A 25,995-nucleotide genomic window follows, 5' to 3' on the forward strand; every position below is an offset into this window, starting at 1 on the left:
CCCTCATGAAGGATCGGTGACGCCAAGGCTGGAAAAGTCGAAGAGTTTCGGGTCAAGCAGGTGCGACGGGTTCACATGCGAAAGCGCCCGCAGCATCGTGTCCTTGCGGCCGGGCATGCGCCGCTCAATATCGGCGAGCATGTCCTTCATCGCATTGCGCTGCAACCCGTCCTGAGAGCCGCAGAGGTCGCAGGGGATGATCGGAAACTGCATGGCGGCGGCAAACTTGGCGAGATCGTCTTCGGCGGCATAGGCAAGCGGCCGGAGCACCATCAGGTCGCCCTCGTCGTTCAGAAGTTTCGCCGGCATGGAGGCAAGCCGTCCGCCGTGGAAGAAATTCATGAAGAAGGTTTCGAGAATGTCCTCACGGTGGTGGCCGAGCACCAGCGCATCGCAGCCCTCTTCCCGCGCGACGCGGTAGAGATTGCCGCGCCGCAGCCGCGAACAGAGCGAGCAATAGGTGGCGCCTTCCGGCACCTTCTCCTTCACGATCGAATAGGTATCCCGATATTCGATCCGATGCCGCACACCGATTTTGGTCAGATACTCCGGCAGCACATGCTTCGGAAAGTTCGGCTGCCCCTGGTCGAGATTGCAGGCCACGAGCTCGACCGGCAGCAGGCCGCGCCATTGCAGATCGAGCAGCAGCGCCAGCAGCCCGTAGGAATCCTTGCCACCGGAAAGGCCGACCAGCCAGCGCTTCTGCCCCTTCAACATGTCGAAATCGTCGAAGGCCTGGCGCACCTGCCGCAGCAGCCGCTTGCGCAGCTTGTTGAAGGAGACGGAACGCGGTGCATCGGCAAACAGCGCATGGCCGATGCCGCTGTCGGCTTCGCCGCTTTCCAGGTCATCGGCGATATCGGCTGCGATATTCATTGCTTCGTCCTATCGAAGATTCATGCTTGCCTTAGCAGAAAGCCCTTCGCCAACACAGTCTCAATCGCCGAAAACCGACCAGCCGGTGCGCGCCGCCAGCATCTCCAGCGCCACCGCGCCGAGCTGCGAATTGCCGACCTTGTTCAGCCCCGGCGACCACACCGCGATCGAGGCGATGCCGGGCGCAACCGCGAAGATGCCGCCGCCGACGCCGCTCTTGCCGGGCAGGCCGACATGATAGGCGAAATCGCCGGAGCCGTCGTAATGGCCGCAGGTCAGCATCAGCGCGTTGATGCGCCGCGCCCGCTTGGGCGAGACCACCGAATGGCCGGTCATCGGATTGCTGCCGCGCGCCGCCAGGAACAGCCCGGCACGCGCCAGCTGCTCACAACTCATCGACAGCGCGCATTGATGGAAATAGACGCCGAGCACGTGATCGACGGGATGATCGAGATTGCGGTAGGCGCGCATGAAATTGGCGAGCGCGACATTGCGATATCCCGTCTGCGTTTCCGAGCGTGCCACCTTGTCGTCGATGGTGATCGATTCGTCATCGGCGAGATAACGCACGAAGCGCAGCAATTCGCCGATCGCCTCGCGCGGTGCATGGCCGGCCATGACGACGTCGCTGACGGCGATCGCGCCGGCATTGATGAAGGGATTGCGCGGAATGCCGCTCTCGTGCTCGAGCTGGACGATCGAGTTGAAAGCCGATCCGGACGGTTCGCGCCCGACACGCTTCCATAAGCCTTCGCCGACTTTGCCGAGCGCCAGCGTCAGCATGAAGACCTTGGATATGCTCTGGATCGAAAAGGCGATGCCGGCATCGCCGACACGGTAGACCTTGCCGTCGACGGTCACGATCGCCATACCGAACTGCCGCGGATCGACCTTGGCGAGCTCGGGAATATAGTCGGCCACCTTACCCTCGCCGATCCGCGGCAGGATATCGGTGTAGATGCTATCGAGGGTCGCCTGCAAATCCGCCATCGCTTCTCTCCAGATAACAAAAAAGCCGCCCGAAAGAGCGGCTTTTCCATAAGCGAAAACGCCTGGTTCTTCTTAACGCGAATAGAATTCGACGACCAGATGCGGTTCCATGACGACCGGGAACGGAACGTCGCTGAGCGTCGGAACGCGACCGAAAGTGGCGACCATCTTGTTGTGATCGACTTCGATGTAATCAGGAACGTCGCGCTCGGCGAGGCTGACGGCTTCCAGAACGGTCACGAGCTGCTTCGACTTCTCGCGAACTTCGATGACGTCGCCGGCCTTGCAGCGGTAGGAACCGATGTTGACGCGCACGCCATTGACGGTCACGTGGCCATGGTTGACGAACTGACGGGCAGCAAAGACCGTCGGAACGAACTTGGCACGATAGACGATCGCGTCGAGACGCGATTCCAGCAGGCCGATCAGGTTTTCAGACGTGTCGCCCTTGCGGCGGTCGGCTTCGGCGAAGATCGCGCGGAACTGCTTTTCGCGCAGGTCACCGTAGTAGCCCTTGAGCTTCTGCTTCGCGCGTAGCTGCACACCGAAGTCCGAAAGCTTGCCCTTGCGGCGCTGGCCGTGCTGGCCCGGGCCGTATTCGCGGCGGTTCACCGGGGACTTCGGACGGCCCCAGATGTTTTCGCCCATACGGCGGTCAATTTTGTACTTGGACGATTCGCGCTTGCTCATCGCATTTCCTTTCAAAGGTTTATGACGGTCTGTTGCCAAACCGCACGAAGGAAACACGCCCTCCTCTGATCTCTGCCGAGATCTGACAGGATGTTCCGGTTAGCGAACAGGAACGATCCACGGGACATGTCAAATGAAACACCGGACATTGCTGCCCGGTGCTTGGCGCGGTCTTTAGAGCTCCGTCATGAAAATGTCAACAGCGGCAAAACTCGAAAGAGCTACTATTCCGCCGCCAGCGGCTGATCGCCCGTATCTGGCGCGTTGGCGTCGCCCGGCGCCGTCTGGCAATTCATGTCCGGGAACGCCACGATGCGCTTACCGGAAAAATCCGTGTGCACGACGACGATCCCCTGCTCCTCGAAATAGCCGAGCAGACGGCGGGCGCGGCGAGCGGAATGGGTGCCGTAGGCGCGGGCGATGCGGGCATCCGACGGGCACACCTCACTGCAGACGGCCGCCTTGGCGAGCATCAGGAACACGCCTTGCAGATCGTCGGTGACACCAGATGACAACGATAGCGCCGTTGTCCAGGCTTCCGTTCCGGCCGTTTCCGCATCGACACCCGAGCGTGAGACCGCCACGCGCCGACGGAAATCCGGCAGCGCTATCGGCGGTCCCGGTACGCGGCGCATGCGCAATCGCACGAGAAAATCCTGGTAGAGCACCGAATCGGTGCGGAAGCCCGAGGTGGGATCCTCGAGTATCTCGGCGAGTACGCCGGCGAGGCGCTCCTCCCGTTCCTCGGCGGAGACTTCCATCTGGTTCGCACGCGCTTCGGCTGGTGCCGCGGATGCGGCCGGCGTCGAGCGCGAGAGTTCGGCAAGAATATCCGTCGTCGGTCGCGGCGCCGGCTGCGTGCGACGCACCAGCGGGCGCTGGAACTCTTCCGGATCAGGCGTGAAAATCAGGTCCTCGACATCCTGTGGCGCGTCCGGCAGCGGCATCAGCTTCGGGCTGGAGGAGCGTGCCGAGGTCTCCACCGCGCCGATCTGGATCGGCAGCGGCCGGCGCGATAAGGCAGGCCCGAGGGCGACGAAATTGCCGCGCTTCAGGTCGCGGAACATTTCGGCCTGCCGCCGGTCCATGCCGAGCAGGTCGGCGGCGCGCGCCATATCGATATCGAGGAAAGTGCGGCCCATCAGGAAGTTCGAGGCCTCGGCGGCAACGTTCTTGGCAAGCTTGGCAAGCCGCTGTGTCGCGATCACCCCGGCAAGCCCGCGCTTACGGCCGCGGCACATCAGATTGGTCATCGCGCCGAGCGACATCTTGCGCGCATCTTCCGAGACATCGCCCCCCACGGATGGCGCAAACATCTGCGCTTCGTCGACGACGACGAGGACCGGATACCAGTATTCGCGGTCGGCATCGAACATGCCGTTGAGAAAAGCAGCGGCGGCGCGCATCTGCTGCTCGATGTCGAGACCTTCGAGCGTCAGCACGCAGGAAACGCGATGCTGGCGGATACGGTTGGCAATGCCCGCCAACTCCGCCTCGGTCCGCTCGCCATCGACGACGACGTGGCCGAACCTGTCGCTGAGGGTGACGAAATCACCCTCGGGATCGATGATGACCTGCTGCACCCATTGCGCCGACTGTTCGAGCAAGCGGCGCAAGAGATGCGATTTGCCCGATCCGGAATTGCCCTGCACGAGCAGACGGGTCGCCAGCAGCTCTTCGATATCGAGCGTCGCCGGGCTGCCGGACGCCAATCCCATATCGATGCCAACCTGCAATGCTGATCCTCGCGGCGAAGAGACTCACATGAACGAAGCGCCATTCTTCCGAAACGGCAGCGCCCCGTCTATCAAAGAATGCGCTATCTTTCAGGACCGAATTTCACCAACCCACAGGACAATTCCGCGCTCATCCGAGAAGATGATCCATCGCCGTGATCGGCAGGACAAGCCGAAGCGCAGTGCCCGAAAGCCTCTGGAAACCGAAGCGTTCATAGAATCCTGCCGCGCGTTCGTCCTTCGCATCAACAATCATGCCCAGAATTCCGATCTGTCCAGCGGCCGATCGCGTGATCGCGAAGGCATGGACGATCAGCGTATCTCCAAGACCCTGGCCCTGATAATTGCGATCAACGGCGAGGCGGCCCAGCATCAGAAACGGCAATTCCTCATAGGGGCCTACCTGGATCTTTGGCGGAAGATCCTGACGGGACACCGAATGAGCGCTCAGCGAAAAATAGCCGGCAATCCGTGCCTCCTCGCAGAGAACATAGACGCGCGTAAGGCCGCGCCTGACATCCTGATTGGCGAAGCGTTGGAGATAGGTATTCAATGCGTCGACGCCGCAATCGAATCCCTCCCGGTCATGCCGCTTCGGATCCAGCAGTTCGAATTTCATGAGCCGCCGACGATATCGCGATATTTCCGGACAGCATTGACCATGCGCTCCGTCGGCTTGGCCGGCTCGTCGAATGCCGCAAAAAAGCCTTCCCAGTCCTCGGCCGTAAAGCGCGTTCTGGTATGGTCGGCAATCACCGCCTCCGCCTTTTCGCGAATGCTTTCACGGATGAATTTGCTCTTGTCGAGATGAAGGTAATTGCGCGCGGTTTCCATCAACTCGAATGTTGGCCGGTCCACGCGGATCTTCAGCGTATCGTCTTTGTGAGCATTCTGGGCCATATCAGCTCCTCTATTCTGTGGGTGCAATTGTACCCACAAATCATCCGAGCGTCAAATCGCGGCGTTACGCCTTCAAGCCAAACCCCTGCATCAGCCGTCGCGTCGCGAAATCCTGCTGACCTGATGTAAAGACCGCAAAGTCGAAATTGTCTGGATGCACGGCATCGGCGACCAACGGCACCAGCGTGCGGGCGCGTCGCGCGATCGCTTCGGCCGGGTCAAGCCAGTCCACAGGCCAGGGGGCCAGGCGGCGGAAGAGGTTAGCCATAAAGGGGTAATGCGTGCAGGCCAGCACGACGATATCGGTCTTGCGACCGTCCTTCTCGACGAAACACTGGTCGATCTCGGCAAGCACGGCCTCATCGGAGGCCGCATCGCCGCGAATATAGGTCTCGGCCATACGCGCGAGGTTTTCCGAACCGACGAGCCGGACATGGCATTGCTGGGCGAAGGACTGGATGAGATCGCGTGTATAGGCCCGCCTCACGGTGCCGGGCGTCGCGAGCACCGAGACAAGGCCGGAACGCGTGCGCTCTGCCGCCGGTTTGATCGCCGGTACGGTGCCGACGAACGTCATTTGGGGAAAGGCGGCGCGCAGGTCGGCGCCGACGAGCGTGAAGGCGGTGTTGCAGGCGATGATGCAGACTTCGGGGTCGTATTCCTCAAGCAACCGGCCGAACAGCCCGATGATGCGTTCCTTCAGCGCCTGTTCCTCCCAGCCGCCATAGGGAAAGCCGGCATCGTCGGCGACATAGATGAAGCCGCGCTCGGGCATCAGTACACGCGCCTCTCGCAGCACGGTCAGCCCGCCAATGCCGGAATCGAAGACGAGGACGGGTTTCAGCTTATGCGTCGGCGCTGTCATCGGGCGGTGTTTCCTTGGCCGCTGTCGGGAACCGGCCGCCGCGCGGGCTCTTGCGCGAAAAGCGGTCGAGGGAGGAGATGACGCCGCGCAACACGCTGATTTCCTGCTCCGTGAAAGCCCGGCGGGATAGAACAGCACGGAGATTGTCGACCATTTTCGGCTTTTTCCCGGCAGGGTGGAAATAACCGCGCGCATCAAGCGCCTCTTCGAGCTGATCGAACAGGCCGAACAGCTGCTCCTTGGTCGAAGGCGTCTGCCCGATCGCCTGAAAAGGCACGTCGCCCAGATCCTCCATGCCTGACTTCATCCATTCGTAGGACATCAGCAGCACGGCCTGGGCGATATTAAGTGAGGCGAAGGCAGGGTTGACGGGAAAGGTGACGATCTCGTCTGCAAGTGCCACCTCTTCGTTGGTCAGCCCCCAGCGCTCGCGCCCGAAGAGGATGCCGGTGCCCTCGCCTGCCCGGAATTTCGCCCTGAGCGTTTCGGCGGCAATGACCGGCGAACGCACCGGCTTGTAGCCGTCACGCTCACGCGCCGTCGTCGCATAGACGAAATTGAGATCGGCGACGGCCTGTTCCAGCGTGTCGTAGACTTTGGTCGTCTCGATCACATGGTCGGCCTTGGAGGCGGTCGCCAGCGCCTTTTCGTTCGGCCAGCCGTCGCGCGGATTGACAAGGCGAAGTTCGGCAAGACCGAAATTCGCCATGGCGCGCGCCACCATGCCGATATTCTCGCCCATCTGCGGCTCGACCAGAATGATGGCCGGCCCTTCGGCCAGAAGTTGACGCTCGCTGTTCGTGCCTGCCATGGTTCTATCCCTGTTTCGAGCGCGCAATAGCCTCGCCCGGTGCAAACGGCAAGACGTCGGCCTGCGGATAGAGCCTTTCCAGCGCCGAACCGATCATTTCGAGCCCGAGCCTGGCGCCCTCGCGCGACAATGGCAGATGTCGTCCCGTTGTCCGCGATGTCTTCCGCGCCATGAAGAAACAGGTCGAGCCGCGCGGAGCCGCATGGTCGATCAGCGCCAGATCGGCCGCAATCAATCTCTTTTGGTCATCGTCGACAGCTGGCGCTTCGTGGTTCCTTGCCAGGATGCGCGCCCAATAGGTGCAGGACAGGAAGATCGCCAGCGTCTGGCGGATCTGGCCCGGCCGCGTCACCACCGACCAGGAGGAGCCGAGCGGCTTCGCCGCCACCGTGATGTCGCGGTAGCAGGCATCGATCCTCTGTGACAGCGCAATCAGCTCGAAACCGCGCTTGCCTTCGCCCATCGCGCCGAGCAACTCGCGCAGCGCCTCGAACCAGCGGGCAAGCGCTGAATCGAGCGCGCCGCGTGTGCGTGTGGGAAAGACGACGAAGGCGACGGCCGTTCCGGCCGCGGCCCCGATCATGGTCTCCCCGATGCGCAGTTTCAGGAGATCGAGCGTCAGTACGCCGGTCATGCCATAGACCAGACAAAGTACGATCGAGATGAAGAATGTCATCGTCGCGTAGGAAACCTGCAGGAAATAGAAGGCGAGGAAGATGCAGACGACTGCGACCAGAATGGCAACCGCGGGTTCACCCGAAATCAGCGTTGCGAGCGCCAGGCCGATGGCGATGCCGAACACGGTGCCGAGCGAGCGCGACAGCGCCTTCATCGCCGTGTCGCCGCGCGAATTGGTGTTGGTGAAGACAAGGAAGGAGGAAAGCACTGCCCAGAACCAGCGTTCGCGTGACAAGAGCAGGCCGAAGCTCATGGCGATCGCCGCCGCGAGCGTGATCTGCAGTGCCGAGCGCAGCAGCGGATTGGCAAACGAAAAGTCGATCGGCTGGGGTTGAGCCGTTTCCTTGACCGCATCGATGCCGGAAAACCCGGATGCCTGTCCCTCGGCGATCGCCTGCGTCAGCTGCTGCCGCGCCTCGCCAAGCCAGAGCAGCGCCCGCACGGTTTCGCCCTGCGGCTGATCCACGATGGCTTCGGTCGCGCTCTCGTATCTTGCGAGCTCAGCTGCTTCGGCCTCGATTACCGCATGGACGAGGGCGAAGGGCGGCGGGCTCTGGAAGCTCAGCACGATCGCGCTCTCGGCGGCAAGATGCGCATCGAAGAGCCGGATCGCCAGCTCGGCGGCGGGATCGGCCGCACCGTCAAAGACACCAGCTGGCGGGCGCGGGATGAAGGTTTCGGCCATCAGCACCACTTCCTTCAGCCGATCTTCCAGCAGGCGCAGTTCCTGACGATCGGCTTCCCCGATCTCGGCGCTGCCGGCAAGGGTGGCGAGCTTGAAGAGGATCTGGTTGATGCGGCCCCTGACGCTCTCGAGCGATCGCAGCAGGTCGCGCCGCCAGTCGTCCGGCAAGAGCACCGCCCTCACCACATGGCCGACGAGCACAGAGACGACGGGGCCGATCGCCACTTCAGGCAGTTGGGCAAGCGACGGCTTGAAATAGGCGCCCATGAAATAGGAGGTGAAGGCGAACATGCCGATCGCAAAGCCGCGCGGCCCGAACACCCGCCCTGCCGAGGCGAGCGCGATGATCAGGAGGAAGACGAGATCGGAGAAAAGGCGGCGATCCTCGAGCCCCGCCGCAATGCCGACGACCGCAAGGCTTGCGACGCAACCGAAGAGCCGTGTCACCAACTGGCGCGAATTGCCCTTGTCGCGCACAGCCACCCCACCCTCGATCGACAATACGATGCCGAGACCGAAGGCTGCGGTCGGCAACGGCAGGATGAGGGTCTTGATGGCAAGCAGGATCAGGAAGGAAAGAACGATTGTCAGCGTTACCCGCAAGCCCATGCGCAGGCGCGAAAGCGCCGGATCGTTGGCAAGCAGCCAGTCGCGGAACTGAAAACCGGAAAACAAATGCATGAGCCCCTCATGCCATGAAGCATCGATAGATACCGCCGCGGGAGCGGAAATCAAACCGCCGGCTTCCACCCTCCCAGCACGGATCGAATGTCGCGCGCTTACTGACCCTTGGCAATCAGCGCCATCGTCGCCTTCAGGGAATCACGGGCCTGCGTTTCGATATTCTCGGTGATGATATCGTCGATCACCGCATTGCCGCCCTCCTCGACCACCTCGAAGCGAACGGTCGTATAGTCCTTGGCATCGGGCGCGTCCGAGCAGGCGGACTTCTGGAAGCGCACAGTCACCTCGGTCGTCCCGTTGACCGGCGCCGCCGCCGCCATCGTCAGATCCTGCAGCGGGCACGCGTCCTGGCCGTTGACGATGACGTCGTAATCGAATGGCGATATGCCGTCGTCGTCGACCGCGGGAAACTGCGCGGCTGCCTGATATCTCGCCACGAAATCCTTGCTGTAGAGATGGTCGAGCCGGCTCGCGTCGAAGATATCGGTCCAGTCGCTGTTATTGTCAGCCCAGTTATTCTTGGTCGCCTCCATGATCTCCTTGACCGGAGCTGTGGCATCGGCGGCGTGGCCGACGCCTGAAAAGGCAATAAGGCTGGTGATGATGAGGGCAATAGTCTTCATGGTCGAATGTTCCGGGCGGGGCAAATCAGGCCGGACACTAGCCAGATTTCCGCGCTTGGCAATGGCGGCAAAAACGCATTGTCGAACCCGTAGCAGCTTTGCGTTCCGGGTTCACAATGCTATAGCGCTCCTCATCACATAACCCACCCGGGACCCCGTCCCCATTCAAGCTCGAACGAGGCAGATACATGAACAAGATCAAGGTCGCCAATCCCGTCGCCGATCTCGACGGCGATGAAATGACGCGCATCATTTGGCAGCTCATCAAGGATAAGCTGATCCATCCGTATCTCGACCTCGATATCGACTATTACGACCTCTCGGTCGAAAACCGCGACGCCACCAACGACAAGGTCACCGTCGATGCCGCCAACGCCATCAAGAAGTACGGCGTCGGCATCAAGTGCGCGACGATCACGCCCGACGAAGCCCGCGTCAAGGAATTCAACCTCAAGGAAATGTGGAAGAGCCCGAACGGCACGATCCGCAACATCCTCGGCGGCGTCATCTTCCGCGAGCCGATCATCTGCCGCAACGTTCCGCGCCTGGTTCCCGGCTGGACGCAGCCGATCGTCGTCGGCCGTCACGCTTTCGGCGACCAGTACCGTGCCACCGATTTCAAATTCCCCGGCAAGGGCAAGCTGACGATCAAGTTCGTCGGCGAAGACGGCACCGTCATCGAGAAGGAAGTCTTCAACGCTCCAGGCGCCGGCGTCGCCATGGCCATGTACAACCTCGACGAATCGATCCGCGAATTCGCCCGCGCCTCGATGATGTACGGCCTGATGCGCAAGTGGCCGGTTTACCTGTCGACTAAGAACACCATCCTCAAGGCCTATGACGGCCGCTTCAAGGACATCTTCGAAGAAGTCTTCGAGACCGAATTCAAGGATCAGTTCAAGGAAGCCGGCATCACCTACGAACATCGCCTGATCGACGACATGGTCGCCTCCGCGCTGAAGTGGTCCGGTGGCTACGTCTGGGCCTGCAAGAACTATGACGGCGACGTCCAGTCCGACACGGTTGCCCAGGGCTTCGGCTCGCTCGGCCTGATGACCTCGGTTCTCTTGACGCCCGACGGCAAGACAGTCGAAGCCGAAGCCGCCCACGGCACAGTGACCCGCCACTACCGCCAGCACCAGAAGGGCCAGGAAACCTCGACGAACTCGATCGCCTCGATCTTCGCCTGGACCCGCGGTCTCGCCCACCGCGCCAAGCTCGATGACAACGCCGAGCTTGCCCGCTTCGCCTCGACGCTGGAAAAGGTCTGCGTCGACACCGTCGAATCCGGCTTCATGACCAAGGATCTTGCGCTCTTGATCGGCCCCGATCAGCCGTGGCTCTCCACCACTGCCTTCCTCGACAAGATCGACCAGAACCTGCAGAAGGCCATGGCGTAAGCCTCTCCTTTCGGGGTAGCATTGAAGCGGCGGGGATTTCCCCGCCGTTTTCATTTTGGGAGAACAGGAAATGACGGCGACCGTGCGCCCGCTCGAACCTTCTGACCGTGCCGCCTGGGAACCCTTATGGGCGGCCTACCAGCGTTTCTACGAAGTGGCCATCCCTGCCGAGACGACCGATCTTACCTGGGCCCGCTTCCACGATCCCGATGAAATGATGCATGCGCTCGGCGCCTTTGACGACGACGGCCGCCTCGTCGGTATCGTGCACGCGATCTTCCACCGCTCCTGCTGGCTGCCGCAATGGACCTGCTATCTGCAGGATCTCTATGTCGAGGACAATCAACGCGGGCTCGGCACTGGCGCAGCACTGATCGAGGCTGTCGCCGGGCTGGCGCGGCAAAACGGCGCCGGCAGGCTTTATTGGATGACGCACGAGAGCAATGCCACCGCGCAGCGCCTCTATGACAGGATCGCCGAGCGTTCCGGTTTCATTCAATACCGAAAGGTGCTTTAGGCCTGGGGCTTGCACAAAGACCTCGCCGCACTTTTGATTCCGGGCGACGACAACACTGAAAACAAGGGCACACGAGGAGGACGTCATGACTGACGAGCTGGTATTCTATACGAACCCAATGTCGCGCGGCCGCATCGCGCGCTGGATGCTGGAGGAGATCGGCCAGCCTTACCGCACCGAACTTCTGACCTTCGGCGGAACCATGAAGGCGCCGGAATATCTCCGGGTCAATCCGATGGGCAAGGTGCCGGCGATTCGCCACGGCGACACCGTCGTCACCGAATGCGCGGCGATCTGCGCCTATCTTGCCGACACTTTTCCCGAAAAGGGCCTGGCGCCGAGGCCGGAGGAACGCGCCTCCTATTACCGCTGGATGTTCTTTGCCGCCGGCCCCCTTGAATCGGCGGTGACGATGAAGGCTCTCGGCTTCGAAGTTCCCCCGGAACGCCTGCGCATGGCTGGCTGCGGCAGTTTCGGCGACGTCATGAACGCGCTTGAGATGGCCGTTTCCGGCTCGACCTACGTCGCCGGCGAACGCTTCACTGCCGCCGACGTCTATGTCGGCTCCCATATCGGCTGGGGCCTTGATTTCGGCAGCATCGAGAAGCGCCAGGCCTTCATCGATTATTTCGGCCGCATCAGCGAGCGTGAGGCCCACAAGCGTGCCAAAGCGCTGGACGACGAGGCTGGCAAGGCGATGCAGGCCGCCTGACCGTCAAATCCCGCGCGGCGGCTACAGCGCCGTGTCCTTTCGGATACGCAAAGACGCGGCAACACTCTGGGCTATCGCCGCGCAGGAGATATCTTCCGTCAGACGAGCGGCATGTGAATATCCGTCAGAAGCTCTGTCGGTGGCACGTCGCGCGGATTGTTGAGATATTCCTCGAACATCAGCCGGTCCTTCAGCTGCCGGCCGGATTTCGGCAGCCATTCGGCAAACAGCCACTGATAGGACTTGGGCATATTGGCATAGGGACCCTTGTGGCGCAGCACGGCATAATCGCCGCCCTCGATCACCCGCCGCTCAAACGGCGCCTCGACCGGCACGTCGGCAGCGCCGGTGACGCAGGCGATCGAGCGCAACTTTTCCTCCGGCACGATGTCAGGATCGTCGAGATAGACGCCGATCATCCGCATATCTGGCCTGGCGAGGCCGCGGGCGTAAAGGGTGCCGAACAGGGTCTCGAAGGCCTTGTCGATCTGCATGTAAGAACCGGTATGGGCAACGCCGATCAGCTTGATCGATCCGATTTCGCGTATGGTAACGTTCAGCATGGCTTTGGTCTTTCCGTTAGGTGAGGGTTCGAAGGCTGTGTGGCTTCCCTCTTTCCGGTAGCGGGCCGGCGGCATGCCGTAGACCGACTTGAAGATGCGATTGAAGGATTGGAGATTGGGATAGCCTGATCGCTTCGCAATTTCACTGACGGCAAGTTCCGTGCGGACGATCTCACCCACCGCATGATGCAGCCTGAGCCGCTTGACGGTCGCCGCCAACGTCTCACCGTAAATCGCCCGGTAGATCCTGTGCCAGTGATAGCTCGACATGCAGGCGATTTCGGCGAGGCGCTCCATATCCAGCTCCTCGTCGAGGTGGTCGTGAATATAGGCCGAAACCCGCCGCAGGCGGTTTTCATAAAGTGCCCATGCCGTTTCGCCATTCATGTCAAACCTCGTGCAAATCGATCGACCGCAGAGAACCATATCCGGATTTGACAAATCCTGCTGACTTGCCGGCTCTGGAGGCCAACATTCGAGAGAGGCTCATCCCTGAGGTGCCCCGCAAGGGGCCTCGCAGGGCGAGGCCGTGCTTGCCTGATGGAGCACCCAACGCGCTATTCTGCGGCGCAGACGGTCAGTTTGGCGAGAAGGCCGCGACACTCACCGTCATCCTCGGCCTGATGTAAAGCCCGGAGACATACCTGACACTCAGTCCAAGCTTTTGAGGTCGATTTTAGCGACCTGAGTTGCGCCGAAGAAGACGCCGTAGTGGCCGTCTTGCTGGAGACGGCGAACCGAGAGCACGGTCCATCAACAAACAAAGGCGGAAGCCGAGCTTCCGCCTTTCGAAATTCTTCTCTCAGCCGGCGAGCGCCACGGCAACCGCTTCGATCGCCTCGTCGGCCTTGGCGCCATCCGGGCCGCCGGCCTGCGCCATGTCGGGACGGCCGCCGCCGCCCTTGCCGCCAAGTGCGGCAGAAGCGACGCGCACCAGATCAACGGCACTGAAACGACCCACGAGATCAGGCGTCACGGCGACGACCGCACTTGCCTTGCCGTCATCGGAAACGCCGATGAGCGTGACGACGCCGGAACCGATGCTGGTCTTGCCGTCATCGGCAAGCCCCTTCAAATCCTTGGGATCGACGCCCGAGATCGACTTGCCGAGGAACTTGACGCCGGCGACCTCGCGCACGGCGTCGCCCGAACCGCCCTGCCCGCCGCCCATGGCGAGCTTGCGCTTGGCGTCGGCCAGTTCCTTCTCGAGCTTGCGGCGCTCGTCCATCAGCGCTTCGACGCGCGAGAGAACGTCGGACGGCTGAACCTTCAACGAGGCGGCAAGCGTCTTCACGCGTTCGTCCTGCTCGGCCAGATATTCACGCGCCGACTCGCCGGTCACCGCTTCGATACGACGAACGCCCGCACCGACGGCGCTTTCGCCGAGAATGCGCACGAGGCCGATCTGGCCGGTCGCCGACACATGCGTGCCGCCGCAGAGTTCGACCGAGTAAGGCTTGCCGGCCTTGACGCCGCGCACGCCCTCGCCCATCGCCACGACGCGCACTTCATCGCCGTACTTCTCGCCGAACAGCGCCATCGCACCTTCGGCAATTGCATCGTCGACGCTCATCAGGCGGGTCGTGACGGGCGCATTCTGCAGCACGATCTCGTTGGCCATGTCCTCGACGACCTTCAGCTCCTCGGCCGACATCGGCTTCGGATGCGAAACGTCGAAACGCAGGCGCTCGGGCGCAACCAGCGAGCCCTTCTGCGCAACATGGGTGCCGAGCACTTCGCGCATCGCCTCGTGCAACAGGTGCGTCGCCGAGTGGTTGGCGCGCAGGCGCGAACGGCGGGCGTGGTCGACCGTCAGCACGACCGCATCGCCAGCCTTGATCACACCATCGACGACTATGCCCACATGCACGAACAGGCCTTCGCCCCTCTTTTGTGTATCTGAAATCTCGATCTTGCCGTGGTCGGACGAGATCATGCCCGTATCGCCCATCTGGCCGCCGGATTCACCGTAGAACGGCGTCTGGTTGACGACGATCTGCACCTTATCGCCGGCCTTGGCTTCAGTCGCAACGGCACCATCCTTGACGATCGCCTGCACCACGCCTTCGGCAGCTTCCGTGTCGTAACCGAGGAATTCGGTTGCACCGTGCTTTTCCTTGAGCTCGAACCAGACGGTTTCCGTCGCCTTTTCGCCGGAACCGGCCCAGTGCGACCGTGCTTCAGCCTTCTGGCGCTGCATGGCATCAGTGAAGCCTGATATATCGACGCCGATTTCGCGAGCGCGCAGTGCATCCTGCGTCAGGTCGAGCGGGAAGCCGTAGGTGTCGTAGAGCTTAAAGGCGGTCTCGCCATCCAGCATATCGCCCTTGGAAAGATCCGTGGTCGCGTCCGACAGAAGCGACAGGCCGCGCTCCAGCGTCTTGCGGAAGCGGTTTTCTTCGAGCTTCAGCGTTTCGGAGATCAACGCCTCTGCGCGCACCAGTTCCGGATAGGCGCGGCCCATCTGCTGCACCAGCGTCGGCAGCAGCTTGTACATCAGCGGCTCCTTGGCGCCGAGAAGCTGGGCATGGCGCATGGCGCGGCGCATGATACGGCGCAGCACATAGCCGCGGCCTTCGTTCGACGGTAGCACGCCATCGGCGATCAGGAAGGCCGAGGAGCGCAGGTGGTCGGCGATGACGCGGTGGCTGGCGCTGCCCTCTGCCTTGGCCCCCATCGTATCCTCGATGGTGCCGATCAACGTGCGGAAAAGGTCGGTGTCGAACACGCTCTGAACGCCCTGCAGAACGGCAGCCATGCGCTCCAGGCCCATGCCGGTATCGATCGACGGGCGCGGCAGCGGGTTGCGTACGCCTGGCTCGGTCTGTTCGAACTGCATGAAAACAAGGTTCCAGAATTCCAGGAACCGGTCGCCGTCTTCCTCCGGCGAGCCGGGAGGGCCGCCCCAGACGTTCTCGCCCTGGTCGATGAAGATTTCGGAGCACGGGCCGCAGGGGCCGGTATCGCCCATCTGCCAGAAATTGTCGGAGGTCGGGATGCGGATGATCTTGTCGTCGGAAAAGCCGGCGATCTTCTTCCAGAGCGTCGCTGCTTCCTCGTCCTCGGAATAGACGGTGACCAGCAGGCGGTTCTTCGGAAGGTCGAAACCTTCGGTGACGAGCTTCCAGGCAAGCTCGATCGCATTCTCCTTGAAATAATCGCCGAAGGAGAAATTGCCGAGCATTTCGAAGAAGGTCAGGTGGCGCGCGGTGTAGCCGACATTGTCGAGGTCGTTATGCTTGCCGCCGGCGCGCACGCACTTCTGCGAGGTTGTCGCCGTGAAATAAGGGCGCTTTTCCAGGCCGGTGAAGACGTTCTTGAACTGCACCATGCCGGCATTGGTGAACATCAGCGTCGGGTCGTTGCGCGGCACCAGCGGGCTCGACGAAACGATCTCGTGGCCGTTCTTCTTGAAATAGTCGAGGAAGGTCGACCGGATATCGTTCACGCCGCTCATTCTATGCCCTTCAATGCTGCCCGAGGCAGGTCAATCTAAATCCATCGGCTTTTAACGTTCACCTCCGCCACTGTCCAGCCGACAAACAAAACCAGCCGCATTCTGATCAAGAATGCGGCCGGCCTGGGCTTTCAAATGGATTGGCGGACGAACTGAACGCTAAAATTACATTTCCGCGGCGCCATCGCCGTCATCGGCCTCCGGTCCGCCGTTCTGCAGGAAGCGGTCGGCGATGAGGCCGGCATTCTGGCGCAACGACAGCTCGATCTCGCGGGCAAGATCCGGATTGTCGCGCAGGAAGGTCTTGGCGTTTTCGCGGCCCTGGCCGAGACGCTGGCTGTTATAGGAGAACCAGGCGCCCGATTTTTCGACGATGCCGGCCTTGACGCCGAGATCGACGAGTTCGCCGGTCTTCGATACGCCTTCGCCATACATGATGTCGAATTCGACCTGCTTGAAGGGAGGCGCCATCTTGTTCTTGACGACCTTGACGCGGGTCTGGTTGCCGATCACCTCTTCGCGCTCCTTCACCGAGCCTATGCGGCGGATATCGAGGCGCACGGAGGCATAGAATTTCAGCGCATTGCCGCCCGTCGTCGTCTCAGGCGAACCGAACATAACGCCGATCTTCATGCGGATCTGGTTGATGAAGATGACCATGGTGTTCGACTTCGAGATCGAAGCGGTGAGCTTGCGCAGCGCCTGGCTCATCAGGCGGGCCTGCAGGCCGGGGAGGCTGTCGCCCATCTCGCCTTCGATTTCGGCGCGTGGCGTCAGCGCGGCGACCGAGTCGACGACAAGAACGTCGACAGCGCCGGAGCGCACCAGCGTATCGGTAATTTCAAGCGCCTGTTCGCCGGTATCGGGCTGTGAGATCAGAAGGTTCTGCAGATCGACGCCAAGCTTGCGGGCATAGACCGGATCGAGCGCATGTTCGGCATCGACGAAGGCGCAGATGCCACCCTTCTTCTGCGCTTCGGCAATGGTCTGCAAAGCAAGCGTCGTTTTACCCGAGCTTTCCGGCCCGTAGATCTCGATGATGCGCCCCCTCGGCAGGCCACCAACGCCGAGTGCAATATCGAGGCCAAGCGAGCCGGTCGAAATCGTTTCGATCTCGACAACATTCTCGTTGGAGCCGAGTTTCATGATCGAGCCCTTGCCGAACGACCGCTCTATCTGTGAGAGTGCCGCTTCAAGCGCCTTGCTTTTGTCCACCGATTTGTCCTCTACCAGCCGCAATGAATTCTGAGACATCCGATCCACCTTTAGGTTATTGAAGCCGCTCAAGCAATGTCGAGTTTGTACCCTATTTGTTCCACTCTCGCAATAGGCGATCAAACAATTGAAAGAAAAAGGTAAAACGATCCGTGTTCTATATTTGTTTTATCGATGCAAAGCAACGGCTTAGACCGCATGCGCCGGGTGCGATGCACCAAGTTGCGGCGTTCCGATTCGCTCGTCCAGGATATGGAGAGCGGTTGAAATGAAAAGAAAGATTCTCGTTCTCGGTGGCGCCCATATCGACCGGCGCGGCCGCATCTCAGGCGAGACTGCGCCGGGCGCCAGCAACCCCGGCACATGGTTCGAGGAGCCCGGCGGCGGTGGCTTCAATGCGGCGCGCAATCTCGCAAGGCTCGGCTTTCAGGTGACGATGATCTCGCCGCGCGGCGGCGATCCCTTGGGCGAGATGGTCGGCGAAGCCGCCGATTTTGCCGGCATCGACGACCGGCCTTTCGTCTTCCTCGATCGCAAGACGCCGAGCTACACCGCCATTATCGAGAAGGACGGCAATCTGGTCATCGCCCTTGCCGACATGGAGCTTTATCGTTTCTTCGTGCCGCGCCGTCTTTCCATTCGTTGGGTGCGGGAAGCCTTCGCCGCCCATGATTTCATTCTTTTCGATGCCAACCTGCCGGAAGAGACGATCGCGGCGATCGTTGCAAAGGCAAACTCCCTCCAAAAGCCCGTCGCGGCGATCGCCATCTCGCCGGCGAAGGTTGTCAGGCTGACACCCTGCATCGGGGATATCGACTACCTGTTCCTCAACGAGGCCGAAGCCGCCGCTCTTACCGGCGAACGGCCCGAGGATGCGGGCGGCTGGCCGCCGCTTTTAAACGAGATCGGCATCAAAAGCGCCGTCGTCACCCGTGGCCGGCGCGAGCTGGTTGCGATTTGCGAGGGCCGCGCGGTGACACTGCAGCCGCCGATCGCCGATACGGTCGCCGATGTTACGGGCGCCGGCGATTCCCTTGCCGCCGGCACGCTTGCGGCCTTGATGGCGGGCCTGCCGCTCGAGGAAGCTGTCCGCTATGGCGCGGCCGCCGCCATCCTCACCGTGCAGTCGCGGCACGCCGTCAATGAAAATCTGACGCCGGACCTCTTGAATGAGGCGCTTGCCCTTGTTCCCGCGGCCCGAATTCTGCATTGAAGCGGCGAATTAAATAGTTGAGCATGATGTCGTCCGAAAACCGCTCACACTTTTCGGCATCATGCTCTGTCGATCACAGGACACGACCATGACCAAGCCCATCTCCCCTCTTCTGCCGATCGCCTATTCGAAGGAGGTCGCGAGCGCCAAACAGCGCGGCGCACCGCTGGTGGCGCTGGAATCGACCATCATCACCCACGGCATGCCCTATCCTGGCAATATCGAGATGGCCCGCAGCGTCGAGGCAATCATCCGCGAACAGGGCGCGGTGCCGGCAACGATCGCCGTCATTCACGGCACGCTGCATATCGGCCTTGAAGCGAACGAGCTGGAACAGCTCGCCAAGGCGACCGAGGTGATGAAGGTGTCGCGCGCCGATCTCGCCTTCGCGATCGCCGAGCGCCGCACCGGCGCCACCACGGTCGCGGCGACGATGATTGCAGCGGCCCGCGCCGGCATCCGCGTCTTTGCAACGGGCGGCATCGGCGGCGTGCATCGCGGCGCCGAGGAGAGCTTCGACATTTCAGCCGATCTGGAGGAACTGGCGCGCACCGGCGTCATCGTCGTCTGCGCCGGCGCAAAGGCGATCCTCGACATTCCGAAAACGCTGGAAGTTCTCGAAACCCGCGGCGTGCCCGTCGTCACCTATGAGAGCGAGGAATTCCCTGCCTTCTGGTCGCGCTCCTCAGGCATATCAAGCCCGCTGTCGCTGAACAGCCCGGCCGCCATCGCCAATTTTCAGACCGTGCGCGAACAGCTCGGCATCGACGGCGGCATGCTCGTCGCCAATCCGGTGCCCGAAGCCGACGAGATCGCGCGCGAAGAGATGGAAATCTATATCGAGCGGGCGCTCGACAGCGCCGAGCGCGACGAGATCACCGGCAAGGCGGTCACGCCCTACCTGCTCTCGACCATTTTCGACCTGACGGACGGCCAGAGCCTCAAGACGAATATTGCACTGGTTGAGAACAATGCCCGGCTTGCGGCTGAGATTGCGGTCGCGCTGGGGAATGAGGATTAACTGGGTCCGGCCGGAATCGCCTTGGCAGATAGGTAGTGCCGTTCCAGCCCCCTCGGGGGCGGACACGGCACAACGCCTACCGCGGCTCACCCGTCCAGCGTTTCCTTGACGACGACGGCCAGCTGTTTCAGCGAGAAAGGCTTCGGCAAAAATCCGAACTTTGCATCCGGCGGCAGGTTGCGGGCAAAGGCATCCTCGGCGTAGCCCGACACGAAGATGAATTTCAGGTCGGGATAGGTCTTGCGCAGCTCGCCCAGCAGCGTCGGGCCGTCCATTTCGGGCATGACAACGTCGGAAACGACGATGTCGACCTTGCCGTCAAGCTCTTCCATGATGGCGAGCGCCTCGACGCCCGAGCCCGCCTCGTGCACGGTATAGCCGCGCGTTTCCAGCATGCGCTTGCCGCCGCGTCGCACCGCCTCTTCGTCCTCGACGAGAAGGATGACGGCCGATCCCGTCAGGTCCTCCGGTTGCTGCGCCGCCGGTGCCTCGGGCCGCGCGCCGACTTCGGCGATCGCATCCACCTCGCCCGCAACCGCCGGTTCCGGAATGTGGCGCGGCAGGAAGACGCGGAAGGTCGTGCCTTTACCGACTTCGGATTCCGGCTGGATGTAACCGCCCGACTGCTTGACGATGCCGTAGACCATGGCGAGGCCGAGGCCGGTGCCCTTGCCGACGTCCTTGGTGGTGAAGAACGGCTCGAAGATCTTGTCCATGATCTCGGGCGCAATGCCCGTGCCATTGTCGGCGACCTCGACCAGCACCATGTCCTCGGCCGGCATGTAGGAATAGTTGAAGGCGGCGACCTCGGCGGCGGTCAGATTGCGGGTGCGCAGCGTCAGCTTCCCGCCGTCGGGCATGGCGTCGCGCGCATTGACGCAGAGATTGATCAGCACCTGCTCGAACTGCGAAAGATCCGTTTTGACGGGCCAGAGGTCGCGGCCATATTGCACGTCGAGCTTGACGTTGGTGCCGGAAAGCAAACGGTCGACCAGCATGCGCAGGTCGCCGACGACGTCGGTAAGGTTCAGCACCGAAGGCCGCATCGTCTGCTTGCGCGAGAAGGCGAGCAACTGTCGCACTAGCACCGCGGCGCGGTTGGCGTTGCGCTTGATCTCCATCAGATCGGCGAAGCTCGCATCGGAGGGCCGCGCCTGCAGAAGCAGATGGTCGGAGGAAAGCAGGATCGCCGTCAGCACGTTGTTGAAGTCGTGCGCGATGCCGCCGGCAAGCGTTCCCACCGCATTCATCTTCTGCGTCTGCGCCATCTGCGCTTCCAGCGCCTTCTGTTCGGTCACCTCGACCGCATAGACGATCGCGGCCTCCTCGGGCGCCTCGTCGCTCTGGTCGATGACGGCATTGACATAGAAGCGGAAATAACGCGCCTCATCGGTCGGCGTGCGGGTGTCGAGCGGCGCGATGTCGCCCTGCCGGTCTTTCGCCGCCGCCAGCGCCTCGGCCAGCTGCGGCCGGTCGCTCTCCTGGACGATGATTTCGAGATGTGGCCGCTTTTCGAGATCGTCACGCGAGACGACGCCCGAAAACAGCTTCAGGAACGGCGCATTGGTGCGCAGGATGCGTCCGTCACCGTCGACCGAGGCGATCGCCATCGGCGTATTGTTGAAGAAGCGGGTGAAACGCATGGCGGCGGCCGACGCCGAGTGGCCGTTTTCGTCGCCCTTTTCGCGCGCCAGCACGATCGTCCGGCTTTCACCGGGTGCGCCATCGCGCATCGAGGTGACGCTGTGGATGATCTGTACCGGCAGGCTCTGCCCGTTGGTCTTGCGCAGGTCGAGATCGAGCGTCACGGTCTTTTTCAGGCCGGGTTCCGCCTGCACCGACTGGATCAGCGCCAGCCCCTCGCCAGCCACGACATCGCCGATCGTCATCGAGCCCGGCACGAACTTGGTCAGGTCGAGGCCGAGCCACTCGGCAAGCGTCGCATTCAAATAGAAGATCTCGCCCTTCCTGCCGGCGGAGAAGAAACCGGCCGGTGCATGGTCGAGATAGTCGATCGCGTTCTGCAATTCCTTGAAGAAACGCTCCTGGTCGTCGCGTTCGGCGGTGATGTCGGTGATCTGCCAGATCTGTAGCGGCTTGCTGCCGTTCTCCTCCGGATGCAGCAGCCGTGCCTTCAGCCGGTACCAGTGCGCGCCGGAGTTGTTGCTGCCCGGCCCGACAGCGCGCAGCAGACGGAATTCCTCGCTGCCCTCCTTGCCCTCCCGCAGGCCGTTAACCAGCCTGTAGAGCGCCTCGTTGGATTCGCGGTGGCGAGACAGCAACGTTTCCAGCGTCTGCACCTCGGTCGCCTTGCGCGCACCGGTCAGCGCGCCATAGGCGGCGTTGGCATAGATGATCCTGCCCTTTTCGTCGGTGATCAGCGTGCCGTCGGGATGACTGTTGAGGAAAGAGCGCGCCAGGCTGTCGGACTGGCGCTGCGGCATCACCTCGATGAAGCCGATGACCGAGGACACCAGAAAGAAGATGCCGACCATCGCGAGCACGCCGAGGCCGCCGAGCACAATCTCGTTATCAAGCGACCGCTTGAAGACGACGAAGCCGCCGGCGGCCGCGATCAACACGAGCGCAAGCAGAAGAATGCGCAAAACCGTGCCAGAACGCCCCCCACGATCCACAAGCGGTGCGTTATAGTCGTCGGCCTGACGCGGTTTCGTCATGTATTCCTCACATAAACCCTTCCTTCTCAGTCACTAGCACGAGGACGAAGCAGGAATCAGGCACTCTTTTCTTCTTAGCAATTTGCCACGCCCGCAAGAACAGCGGTAGTCGGCAAGACTGCTTGAATTCACAGACAAGAACGCCATCTGCCCCTGAAGCCTGCCACCGTTGCCCGCAAAGGTGCAATGTCGGCAAGCGCGACCCGGCACAACACGAAATCGCGTCCACACGTGACTGGACAGAACCGGCGGCCCTTGCCTAAGGAACGGAAAAGTCGTCAATATGTGCCTGATGTGAAATGGAGTGAGTGACTATGTTGGATGATGTTGTCGGAGCTTACGGCGGTCGTTTCCTGCTTGCGGCCGGTGGCGTCGGACTGGCGCTTCTCCTGCTCATCGTCGTTTTGTGGGTGATCCGCAACCGCGCGCCCTCGCCCTTCGTGCGTGGCGGCCGCAACCGCCAGCCCCGCCTGCAGGTCCTGGACGCAGCGGCCGTCGATACCCGCCGCCGGCTGGTGCTGGTGCGCCGCGACGACGTCGAGCACCTGATCATGATCGGCGGCCCGACCGATGTCGTAATTGAAAGCCGCATCCTGCCCGCGGCGGCCGAACAGCCGGAAAGCGCCTTTCGCCCGCAGCCGGTAGAGCAGCGCCCCGTATCGACCGTGCGGCCGGATACACCGCCCGCCCCTTCGCCGCGGCCGGTTGCTGCCCGTGTCGAGCCGGCCGCAGAACCTTCCTTCTCCGCGCCAGCCTCGCTGGAACCGCGCCCGCGGCCCGAACCGCCGGCCCAGCCGGTCGCCGCGCCGCCCGTGGCGACGAGCCCCCTTCCAGCGGAACCCGTGATGCCTCCCGTTGCGGCTCCGGTTTCGGCCGAACGCGACATTCCGCTGCGCGCCGCCGCGCCACAGCCCCGCCCGCCGGAGCGCCCCGCCGCTCCTCCGGCAGCGCAGCCCGCGTCGTTCCGGGATGCCGCGAGCGCGGCCGAGATCCTCGACGCCGCCCGCCAGCGCGTGCTGCCGCAACAGCGCATCGAGCCCGAAGTTTCCGCCCCGCCTGTCCAGGACATGCCGGCGGCGGCGCGTACAGCCGAGGCCGTGGACGACGCGGCGGCGCAATCGGCAGCGATCCGACGTGATTTCCAGCGCGTGCTGGAGCAGGAAATGTCGAATAACCTGACGGCCGAACGCGTCGTCCAGGCTCCGGCAAATCAGACGCCCCGCCAGGCAGCACCGCAGCCCGGCAACCTGCCGCGCCGCGATCCCGACCTTGCGCCGATCACCGGCGCCGATACCGAGCTGCAGAAGGAAGTCGCCCGTATCTTCGGTGAAATGAGCGTCAATCGCGACAAGTGAGCGGGCGCGAAAGCCGAGCCTCTTTCATCACCAAGTTGCATAAAAGCCGCATTGCTGCGACTTTCGGTTCCCGATGCCTCAGGGGGCTCCATCTCACGCGGATAATTTGTTATCCCTGAGCGTGAAGAGCGTTGGCGCATCGAGGTTGCACTTTGCCTAAGTAAATACCGGTCTCACTCCAGTTTCACCCGTATTGCCGGACAGCGGGCATGCTGACGGCGTATGAACATGTTCACCGGGTGGTGGCGAGAGACCGGTTTGGCATTGTTGACATGTGCCATGTGCAGCTCCGCTGTCTCAGCTCTTCCGCCGCCCAGAACATCGCCACACCGTGCCCGCAAGGGCTTTCTCAAGCACCATCGTGGTGGACTTCCGAACGGAAGACCAAGACGATATGTGCAGTACCCTTCAGGTCCGATGGACCATTCTACCCAAAACAGCGCCCCAGCCTTGGATTGCATGCAGCGGATGCGGAGGCCTCAGAGCTTTCCGATGCAGCGACAAGATCCGGCTCAACGCCAATGGCCGCAGGCTCGACGCCTGGCTCATCTACAAATGCCTGGCCTGCGAAAAGACATGGAACCGTCCGATCTTCGAACGCCGGAATGTTCGCGACATCGATCCCGCAACCCTCGCAGCATTGCAGTCCAACGATCCGGATTGGATTCGGGCGGAAGCCTTCAATCTCGAGGCCCTCAGGCCCAAGTCGCAGCGTGTGGACGAATTTGCCGAATTCGACATCGCAAAAGAGATTCGGCAGGAAACATCTGATTGGACGAGGCTGGAAATCGAACTGATGGTCCCGTTTCCATCAAGCACGCGCCTCGACCGCCTGCTGGCGTCCGAGCTGAAAGTGTCCCGCACGCGGCTGCAAGCTCTTCACCAGGAAGGTATGTTACGAACGGATTCGGACCGAGCCGACATCCTGCGACGGCGGATCAGGAACGGCACCAGGGTTGCGGTTGACCTCGCCGCCGAGACGGGCCGGGAGCAGTGGTGGAAACCCCTGGCGACCGGAAGCCCGCTGTAATTGGATAAGGCGCCGCGAACGGATCGCGGCGCCTTATGACTCTCAAGCTTGCATGAAAACCGTTACTCGTCGCGGTAGACTTTTTCGCGGCGTTCGTGGCGCTCCTGCGCCTCGATCGACAGCGTCGCGATCGGGCGTGCGTCGAGACGCTTGAGGCCGATCGGTTCGCCGGTTTCCTCACAATAACCGTAGGTGCCGTCTTCGATGTGCTGCAATGCAGCGTCGATCTTGGAAATCAGCTTTCTCTGCCGGTCGCGGGCGCGAAGTTCGATCGCTCGGTCTGTTTCCGATGACGCCCGGTCGGCGAGATCGGGATGGTTTGCGCTCTCCTCGGCCAGATGGTCGAGTGTTTCGCGCGCTTCTCTAAGGATATCATTTTTCCAGGCAACCAGCTTTGCCCTGAAGTAGGCACGCTGGTTTACGTTCATGAACTCTTCCTCTTCCGAGGGAACGTAATTGCTAAGATCGATCTTCTCACTCAACGCGATTCTCCTGAAGAACATCTCTTGGCGGGCTGTATATCCCAAGCGCTATCCGCGATTCAAGCCAAATACGACAGGTAAACAGATTTTTAAATCTGTTACATTTTTCGGCTAACGGTCTATTTTCTCACCATTATTCCGGCCGCCGTTTTTTGCTTCGCCTTCAAAACGCCGTGTTGTCGGCCACCTTTTGGGAGCCTCCGCATGGCTGGCGGTTGACGGCGGCGAAATGCAACCGATACTGAAAAGACCCGCTGGATCCCGGATTTTGCCCATGACCGTACCCTTGCCTCCGCCCAACCGCATTTATCTCCTGCGTCATGCCGAGTCTGCCCGGGCCGAACCCGGACAGCGCGATTTTGACCGGCCGCTCAACGAAAAGGGCTATGGCGATGCCGAGATCATCGCCGACAAGGCCGCCGACAAGGGCTACCGTCCCGATCTGCTGATCAGCTCGACGGCGCAGCGCTGCCGCGATACCGCCGATGCGGTGTACCGGGCGATGGGCCTGTCGCTCGAGGTTCGTTATGTCGACGCGCTCTATAACGCCACGGTCGACAACTATATCGAGATCGTCGATGCGCAGGAGGAGGAGGCCGTCATGCTGATCGGCCACAATCCGACCATGGAGCAGGCTCTTGAGGCGCTGATCGGTCATGAGGCGATGGTGAGCGCCCTTCCCGGCGGCTTTCCGACGGCTGGCCTTGCCGTCATCGATTTCGACGCTTCCGCCACCGCCTGGCGTCTCACCGATTTCGTGGTCGTCTGAATCTTTGGTGCAATTCAAGCAAAAGCGCGGCGCTTCTTTTGCGGG

The 25,995-nt window shown here is 62.0% G+C and carries 24 protein-coding genes; 8 read left to right on the plus strand and 16 right to left on the minus strand.

Annotated elements, in window-relative coordinates; translation table 11 throughout:
• Positions 1 to 3: 3 nt before the first annotated feature.
• The 10 genes from ttcA to EFD55_RS14575 form a co-directional block, all read right to left on the minus strand.
• A complete protein-coding gene (gene ttcA / locus EFD55_RS14530) occupies positions 4 to 876 on the minus strand; it encodes a tRNA 2-thiocytidine(32) synthetase TtcA (RefSeq protein WP_125845754.1) in 873 nt (290 codons plus the stop codon).
• A gap of 60 nt (positions 877 to 936) precedes the next feature.
• The gene (locus EFD55_RS14535) at positions 937 to 1,866 is read right to left on the minus strand and encodes a glutaminase (protein WP_125845755.1); all 930 of its coding nucleotides are present in this window, start codon (positions 1,864 to 1,866) and stop codon (positions 937 to 939) included.
• Between the two features lie 72 nt (positions 1,867 to 1,938).
• A complete protein-coding gene (rpsD, locus tag EFD55_RS14540; RefSeq protein ID WP_004676212.1) occupies positions 1,939 to 2,556 on the minus strand; it encodes a 30S ribosomal protein S4 in 618 nt (205 codons plus the stop codon).
• Between the two features lie 224 nt (positions 2,557 to 2,780).
• Positions 2,781 to 4,292, minus strand: coding sequence for a helicase HerA domain-containing protein (locus tag EFD55_RS14545; protein WP_125845756.1), 1,512 nt, complete (start codon positions 4,290 to 4,292; stop codon positions 2,781 to 2,783).
• Positions 4,293 to 4,422: 130 nt separating this feature from the next.
• On the minus strand, positions 4,423 to 4,911 hold the full coding sequence (locus tag EFD55_RS14550) for a GNAT family N-acetyltransferase (protein WP_125845757.1): 489 nt from the start codon (positions 4,909 to 4,911) through the stop codon (positions 4,423 to 4,425).
• Entirely contained in the window at positions 4,908 to 5,192 is a 285-nt protein-coding gene (locus EFD55_RS14555) for a type II toxin-antitoxin system TacA family antitoxin (RefSeq protein ID WP_125845758.1), read from the minus strand. Before EFD55_RS14555 ends, EFD55_RS14550 begins: the two co-directional genes overlap by 4 nt.
• A 64-nt stretch (positions 5,193 to 5,256) precedes the next feature.
• Complete coding sequence (murI, locus tag EFD55_RS14560; protein WP_125845759.1) at positions 5,257 to 6,057, minus strand: glutamate racemase; 801 nt, start codon at positions 6,055 to 6,057, stop codon at positions 5,257 to 5,259.
• Positions 6,038 to 6,868 carry an RNA methyltransferase gene (locus EFD55_RS14565; RefSeq protein ID WP_125845760.1) on the minus strand — a complete coding sequence of 277 codons (831 nt, stop codon included), beginning with the start codon at positions 6,866 to 6,868 and terminating at the stop codon, positions 6,038 to 6,040. The genes murI and EFD55_RS14565 overlap by 20 nt, the downstream gene beginning before the upstream one ends.
• 4 nt (positions 6,869 to 6,872) lie before the next feature.
• Entirely contained in the window at positions 6,873 to 8,912 is a 2,040-nt protein-coding gene (locus EFD55_RS14570) for an FUSC family protein (protein WP_125845761.1), read from the minus strand.
• Between the two features lie 98 nt (positions 8,913 to 9,010).
• Positions 9,011 to 9,538, minus strand: a complete 528-nt coding sequence (locus tag EFD55_RS14575; RefSeq protein ID WP_125845762.1) for a hypothetical protein — start codon at positions 9,536 to 9,538, stop codon at positions 9,011 to 9,013.
• Between the two features lie 188 nt (positions 9,539 to 9,726).
• Here EFD55_RS14575 and EFD55_RS14580 point away from each other — a divergent pair, with 188 nt between their 5' ends.
• The 3 genes from EFD55_RS14580 to EFD55_RS14590 all read left to right on the plus strand — a co-directional run bounded on the left by EFD55_RS14580 (position 9,727) and on the right by EFD55_RS14590 (position 12,167).
• Positions 9,727 to 10,938, plus strand: coding sequence for an NADP-dependent isocitrate dehydrogenase (locus EFD55_RS14580; RefSeq protein ID WP_125845763.1), 1,212 nt, complete (start codon positions 9,727 to 9,729; stop codon positions 10,936 to 10,938).
• A gap of 70 nt (positions 10,939 to 11,008) precedes the next feature.
• A complete protein-coding gene (locus tag EFD55_RS14585) occupies positions 11,009 to 11,455 on the plus strand; it encodes a GNAT family N-acetyltransferase (protein ID WP_125845764.1) in 447 nt (148 codons plus the stop codon).
• 85 nt (positions 11,456 to 11,540) lie between these two features.
• Positions 11,541 to 12,167 carry a glutathione S-transferase family protein gene (locus tag EFD55_RS14590; RefSeq protein ID WP_125845765.1) on the plus strand — a complete coding sequence of 209 codons (627 nt, stop codon included), beginning with the start codon at positions 11,541 to 11,543 and terminating at the stop codon, positions 12,165 to 12,167.
• Positions 12,168 to 12,265: 98 nt separating this feature from the next.
• On the opposite strand, the gene EFD55_RS14595 is transcribed toward EFD55_RS14590, so the two are convergent.
• The 4 genes from EFD55_RS14595 to recA all read right to left on the minus strand — a co-directional run bounded on the left by EFD55_RS14595 (position 12,266) and on the right by recA (position 17,441).
• The gene (locus EFD55_RS14595; RefSeq protein ID WP_125845766.1) at positions 12,266 to 13,117 is read right to left on the minus strand and encodes an AraC family transcriptional regulator; all 852 of its coding nucleotides are present in this window, start codon (positions 13,115 to 13,117) and stop codon (positions 12,266 to 12,268) included.
• Between the two features lie 264 nt (positions 13,118 to 13,381).
• Positions 13,382 to 13,477 carry a hypothetical protein gene (locus EFD55_RS34385; protein WP_502362133.1) on the minus strand — a complete coding sequence of 32 codons (96 nt, stop codon included), beginning with the start codon at positions 13,475 to 13,477 and terminating at the stop codon, positions 13,382 to 13,384.
• A gap of 55 nt (positions 13,478 to 13,532) precedes the next feature.
• Positions 13,533 to 16,187, minus strand: coding sequence for an alanine--tRNA ligase (alaS, locus tag EFD55_RS14600; protein ID WP_125845767.1), 2,655 nt, complete (start codon positions 16,185 to 16,187; stop codon positions 13,533 to 13,535).
• 165 nt (positions 16,188 to 16,352) lie between these two features.
• On the minus strand, positions 16,353 to 17,441 hold the full coding sequence (gene recA / locus EFD55_RS14605) for a recombinase RecA (protein ID WP_125845768.1): 1,089 nt from the start codon (positions 17,439 to 17,441) through the stop codon (positions 16,353 to 16,355).
• A 229-nt stretch (positions 17,442 to 17,670) separates the two neighbouring features.
• Here recA and EFD55_RS14610 point away from each other — a divergent pair, with 229 nt between their 5' ends.
• Complete coding sequence (locus EFD55_RS14610) at positions 17,671 to 18,615, plus strand: carbohydrate kinase family protein (protein WP_125845769.1); 945 nt, start codon at positions 17,671 to 17,673, stop codon at positions 18,613 to 18,615.
• Positions 18,616 to 18,703: 88 nt separating this feature from the next.
• Positions 18,704 to 19,636 (plus strand): pseudouridine-5'-phosphate glycosidase, encoded by a 933-nt coding sequence (locus EFD55_RS14615; RefSeq protein ID WP_125845770.1) that lies wholly within the window; start codon positions 18,704 to 18,706, stop codon positions 19,634 to 19,636.
• Positions 19,637 to 19,722: 86 nt separating this feature from the next.
• Here EFD55_RS14615 and cckA read toward each other — a convergent pair whose 3' ends face one another.
• On the minus strand, positions 19,723 to 22,314 hold the full coding sequence (cckA, locus tag EFD55_RS14620) for a cell cycle histidine kinase CckA (protein WP_125845771.1): 2,592 nt from the start codon (positions 22,312 to 22,314) through the stop codon (positions 19,723 to 19,725).
• 308 nt (positions 22,315 to 22,622) lie between these two features.
• On the opposite strand from cckA, the gene EFD55_RS14625 reads away from it, so the two are divergent.
• Both EFD55_RS14625 and EFD55_RS14630 read left to right on the plus strand, forming a co-directional pair.
• Positions 22,623 to 23,669: a flagellar biosynthetic protein FliO gene (locus tag EFD55_RS14625; protein ID WP_125845772.1), complete on the plus strand. Its 1,047-nt coding sequence runs from the start codon at positions 22,623 to 22,625 to the stop codon at positions 23,667 to 23,669.
• A gap of 394 nt (positions 23,670 to 24,063) precedes the next feature.
• The gene (locus tag EFD55_RS14630; RefSeq protein ID WP_125845773.1) at positions 24,064 to 24,699 is read left to right on the plus strand and encodes a DUF1062 domain-containing protein; all 636 of its coding nucleotides are present in this window, start codon (positions 24,064 to 24,066) and stop codon (positions 24,697 to 24,699) included.
• Between the two features lie 62 nt (positions 24,700 to 24,761).
• Here EFD55_RS14630 and dksA read toward each other — a convergent pair whose 3' ends face one another.
• A complete protein-coding gene (dksA, locus tag EFD55_RS14635; RefSeq protein WP_125845774.1) occupies positions 24,762 to 25,181 on the minus strand; it encodes an RNA polymerase-binding protein DksA in 420 nt (139 codons plus the stop codon).
• A gap of 274 nt (positions 25,182 to 25,455) precedes the next feature.
• Here dksA and EFD55_RS14640 point away from each other — a divergent pair, with 274 nt between their 5' ends.
• Positions 25,456 to 25,950: a SixA phosphatase family protein gene (locus tag EFD55_RS14640; RefSeq protein ID WP_125845775.1), complete on the plus strand. Its 495-nt coding sequence runs from the start codon at positions 25,456 to 25,458 to the stop codon at positions 25,948 to 25,950.
• Positions 25,951 to 25,995 lie beyond the last annotated feature (45 nt).

This window comes from Rhizobium pisi (assembly GCF_003938655.1).
Classification (GTDB): domain Bacteria; phylum Pseudomonadota; class Alphaproteobacteria; order Rhizobiales; family Rhizobiaceae; genus Rhizobium; species Rhizobium pisi.

Coding starts and splice junctions, on each gene's coding strand:
- cckA (WP_125845771.1), bottom strand. CDS start 22,314: ATGACGAAACCGCGTCAGGCCGACGACTATAACGCACCGCTTGTGGAT.
- ttcA (WP_125845754.1), bottom strand. CDS start 876: ATGAATATCGCAGCCGATATCGCCGATGACCTGGAAAGCGGCGAAGCC.
- EFD55_RS14575 (WP_125845762.1), bottom strand. CDS start 9,538: ATGAAGACTATTGCCCTCATCATCACCAGCCTTATTGCCTTTTCAGGC.
- EFD55_RS14590 (WP_125845765.1), top strand. CDS start 11,541: ATGACTGACGAGCTGGTATTCTATACGAACCCAATGTCGCGCGGCCGC.
- EFD55_RS14595 (WP_125845766.1), bottom strand. CDS start 13,117: ATGAATGGCGAAACGGCATGGGCACTTTATGAAAACCGCCTGCGGCGG.
- EFD55_RS14630 (WP_125845773.1), top strand. CDS start 24,064: ATGTGCAGTACCCTTCAGGTCCGATGGACCATTCTACCCAAAACAGCG.
- EFD55_RS14570 (WP_125845761.1), bottom strand. CDS start 8,912: ATGCATTTGTTTTCCGGTTTTCAGTTCCGCGACTGGCTGCTTGCCAAC.
- EFD55_RS14640 (WP_125845775.1), top strand. CDS start 25,456: ATGACCGTACCCTTGCCTCCGCCCAACCGCATTTATCTCCTGCGTCAT.
- EFD55_RS14555 (WP_125845758.1), bottom strand. CDS start 5,192: ATGGCCCAGAATGCTCACAAAGACGATACGCTGAAGATCCGCGTGGAC.
- murI (WP_125845759.1), bottom strand. CDS start 6,057: ATGACAGCGCCGACGCATAAGCTGAAACCCGTCCTCGTCTTCGATTCC.
- recA (WP_125845768.1), bottom strand. CDS start 17,441: ATGTCTCAGAATTCATTGCGGCTGGTAGAGGACAAATCGGTGGACAAA.
- EFD55_RS14565 (WP_125845760.1), bottom strand. CDS start 6,868: ATGGCAGGCACGAACAGCGAGCGTCAACTTCTGGCCGAAGGGCCGGCC.
- EFD55_RS14610 (WP_125845769.1), top strand. CDS start 17,671: ATGAAAAGAAAGATTCTCGTTCTCGGTGGCGCCCATATCGACCGGCGC.
- EFD55_RS14585 (WP_125845764.1), top strand. CDS start 11,009: ATGACGGCGACCGTGCGCCCGCTCGAACCTTCTGACCGTGCCGCCTGG.
- EFD55_RS14535 (WP_125845755.1), bottom strand. CDS start 1,866: ATGGCGGATTTGCAGGCGACCCTCGATAGCATCTACACCGATATCCTG.
- alaS (WP_125845767.1), bottom strand. CDS start 16,187: ATGAGCGGCGTGAACGATATCCGGTCGACCTTCCTCGACTATTTCAAG.
- EFD55_RS14580 (WP_125845763.1), top strand. CDS start 9,727: ATGAACAAGATCAAGGTCGCCAATCCCGTCGCCGATCTCGACGGCGAT.
- rpsD (WP_004676212.1), bottom strand. CDS start 2,556: ATGAGCAAGCGCGAATCGTCCAAGTACAAAATTGACCGCCGTATGGGC.
- EFD55_RS14550 (WP_125845757.1), bottom strand. CDS start 4,911: ATGAAATTCGAACTGCTGGATCCGAAGCGGCATGACCGGGAGGGATTC.
- EFD55_RS14615 (WP_125845770.1), top strand. CDS start 18,704: ATGACCAAGCCCATCTCCCCTCTTCTGCCGATCGCCTATTCGAAGGAG.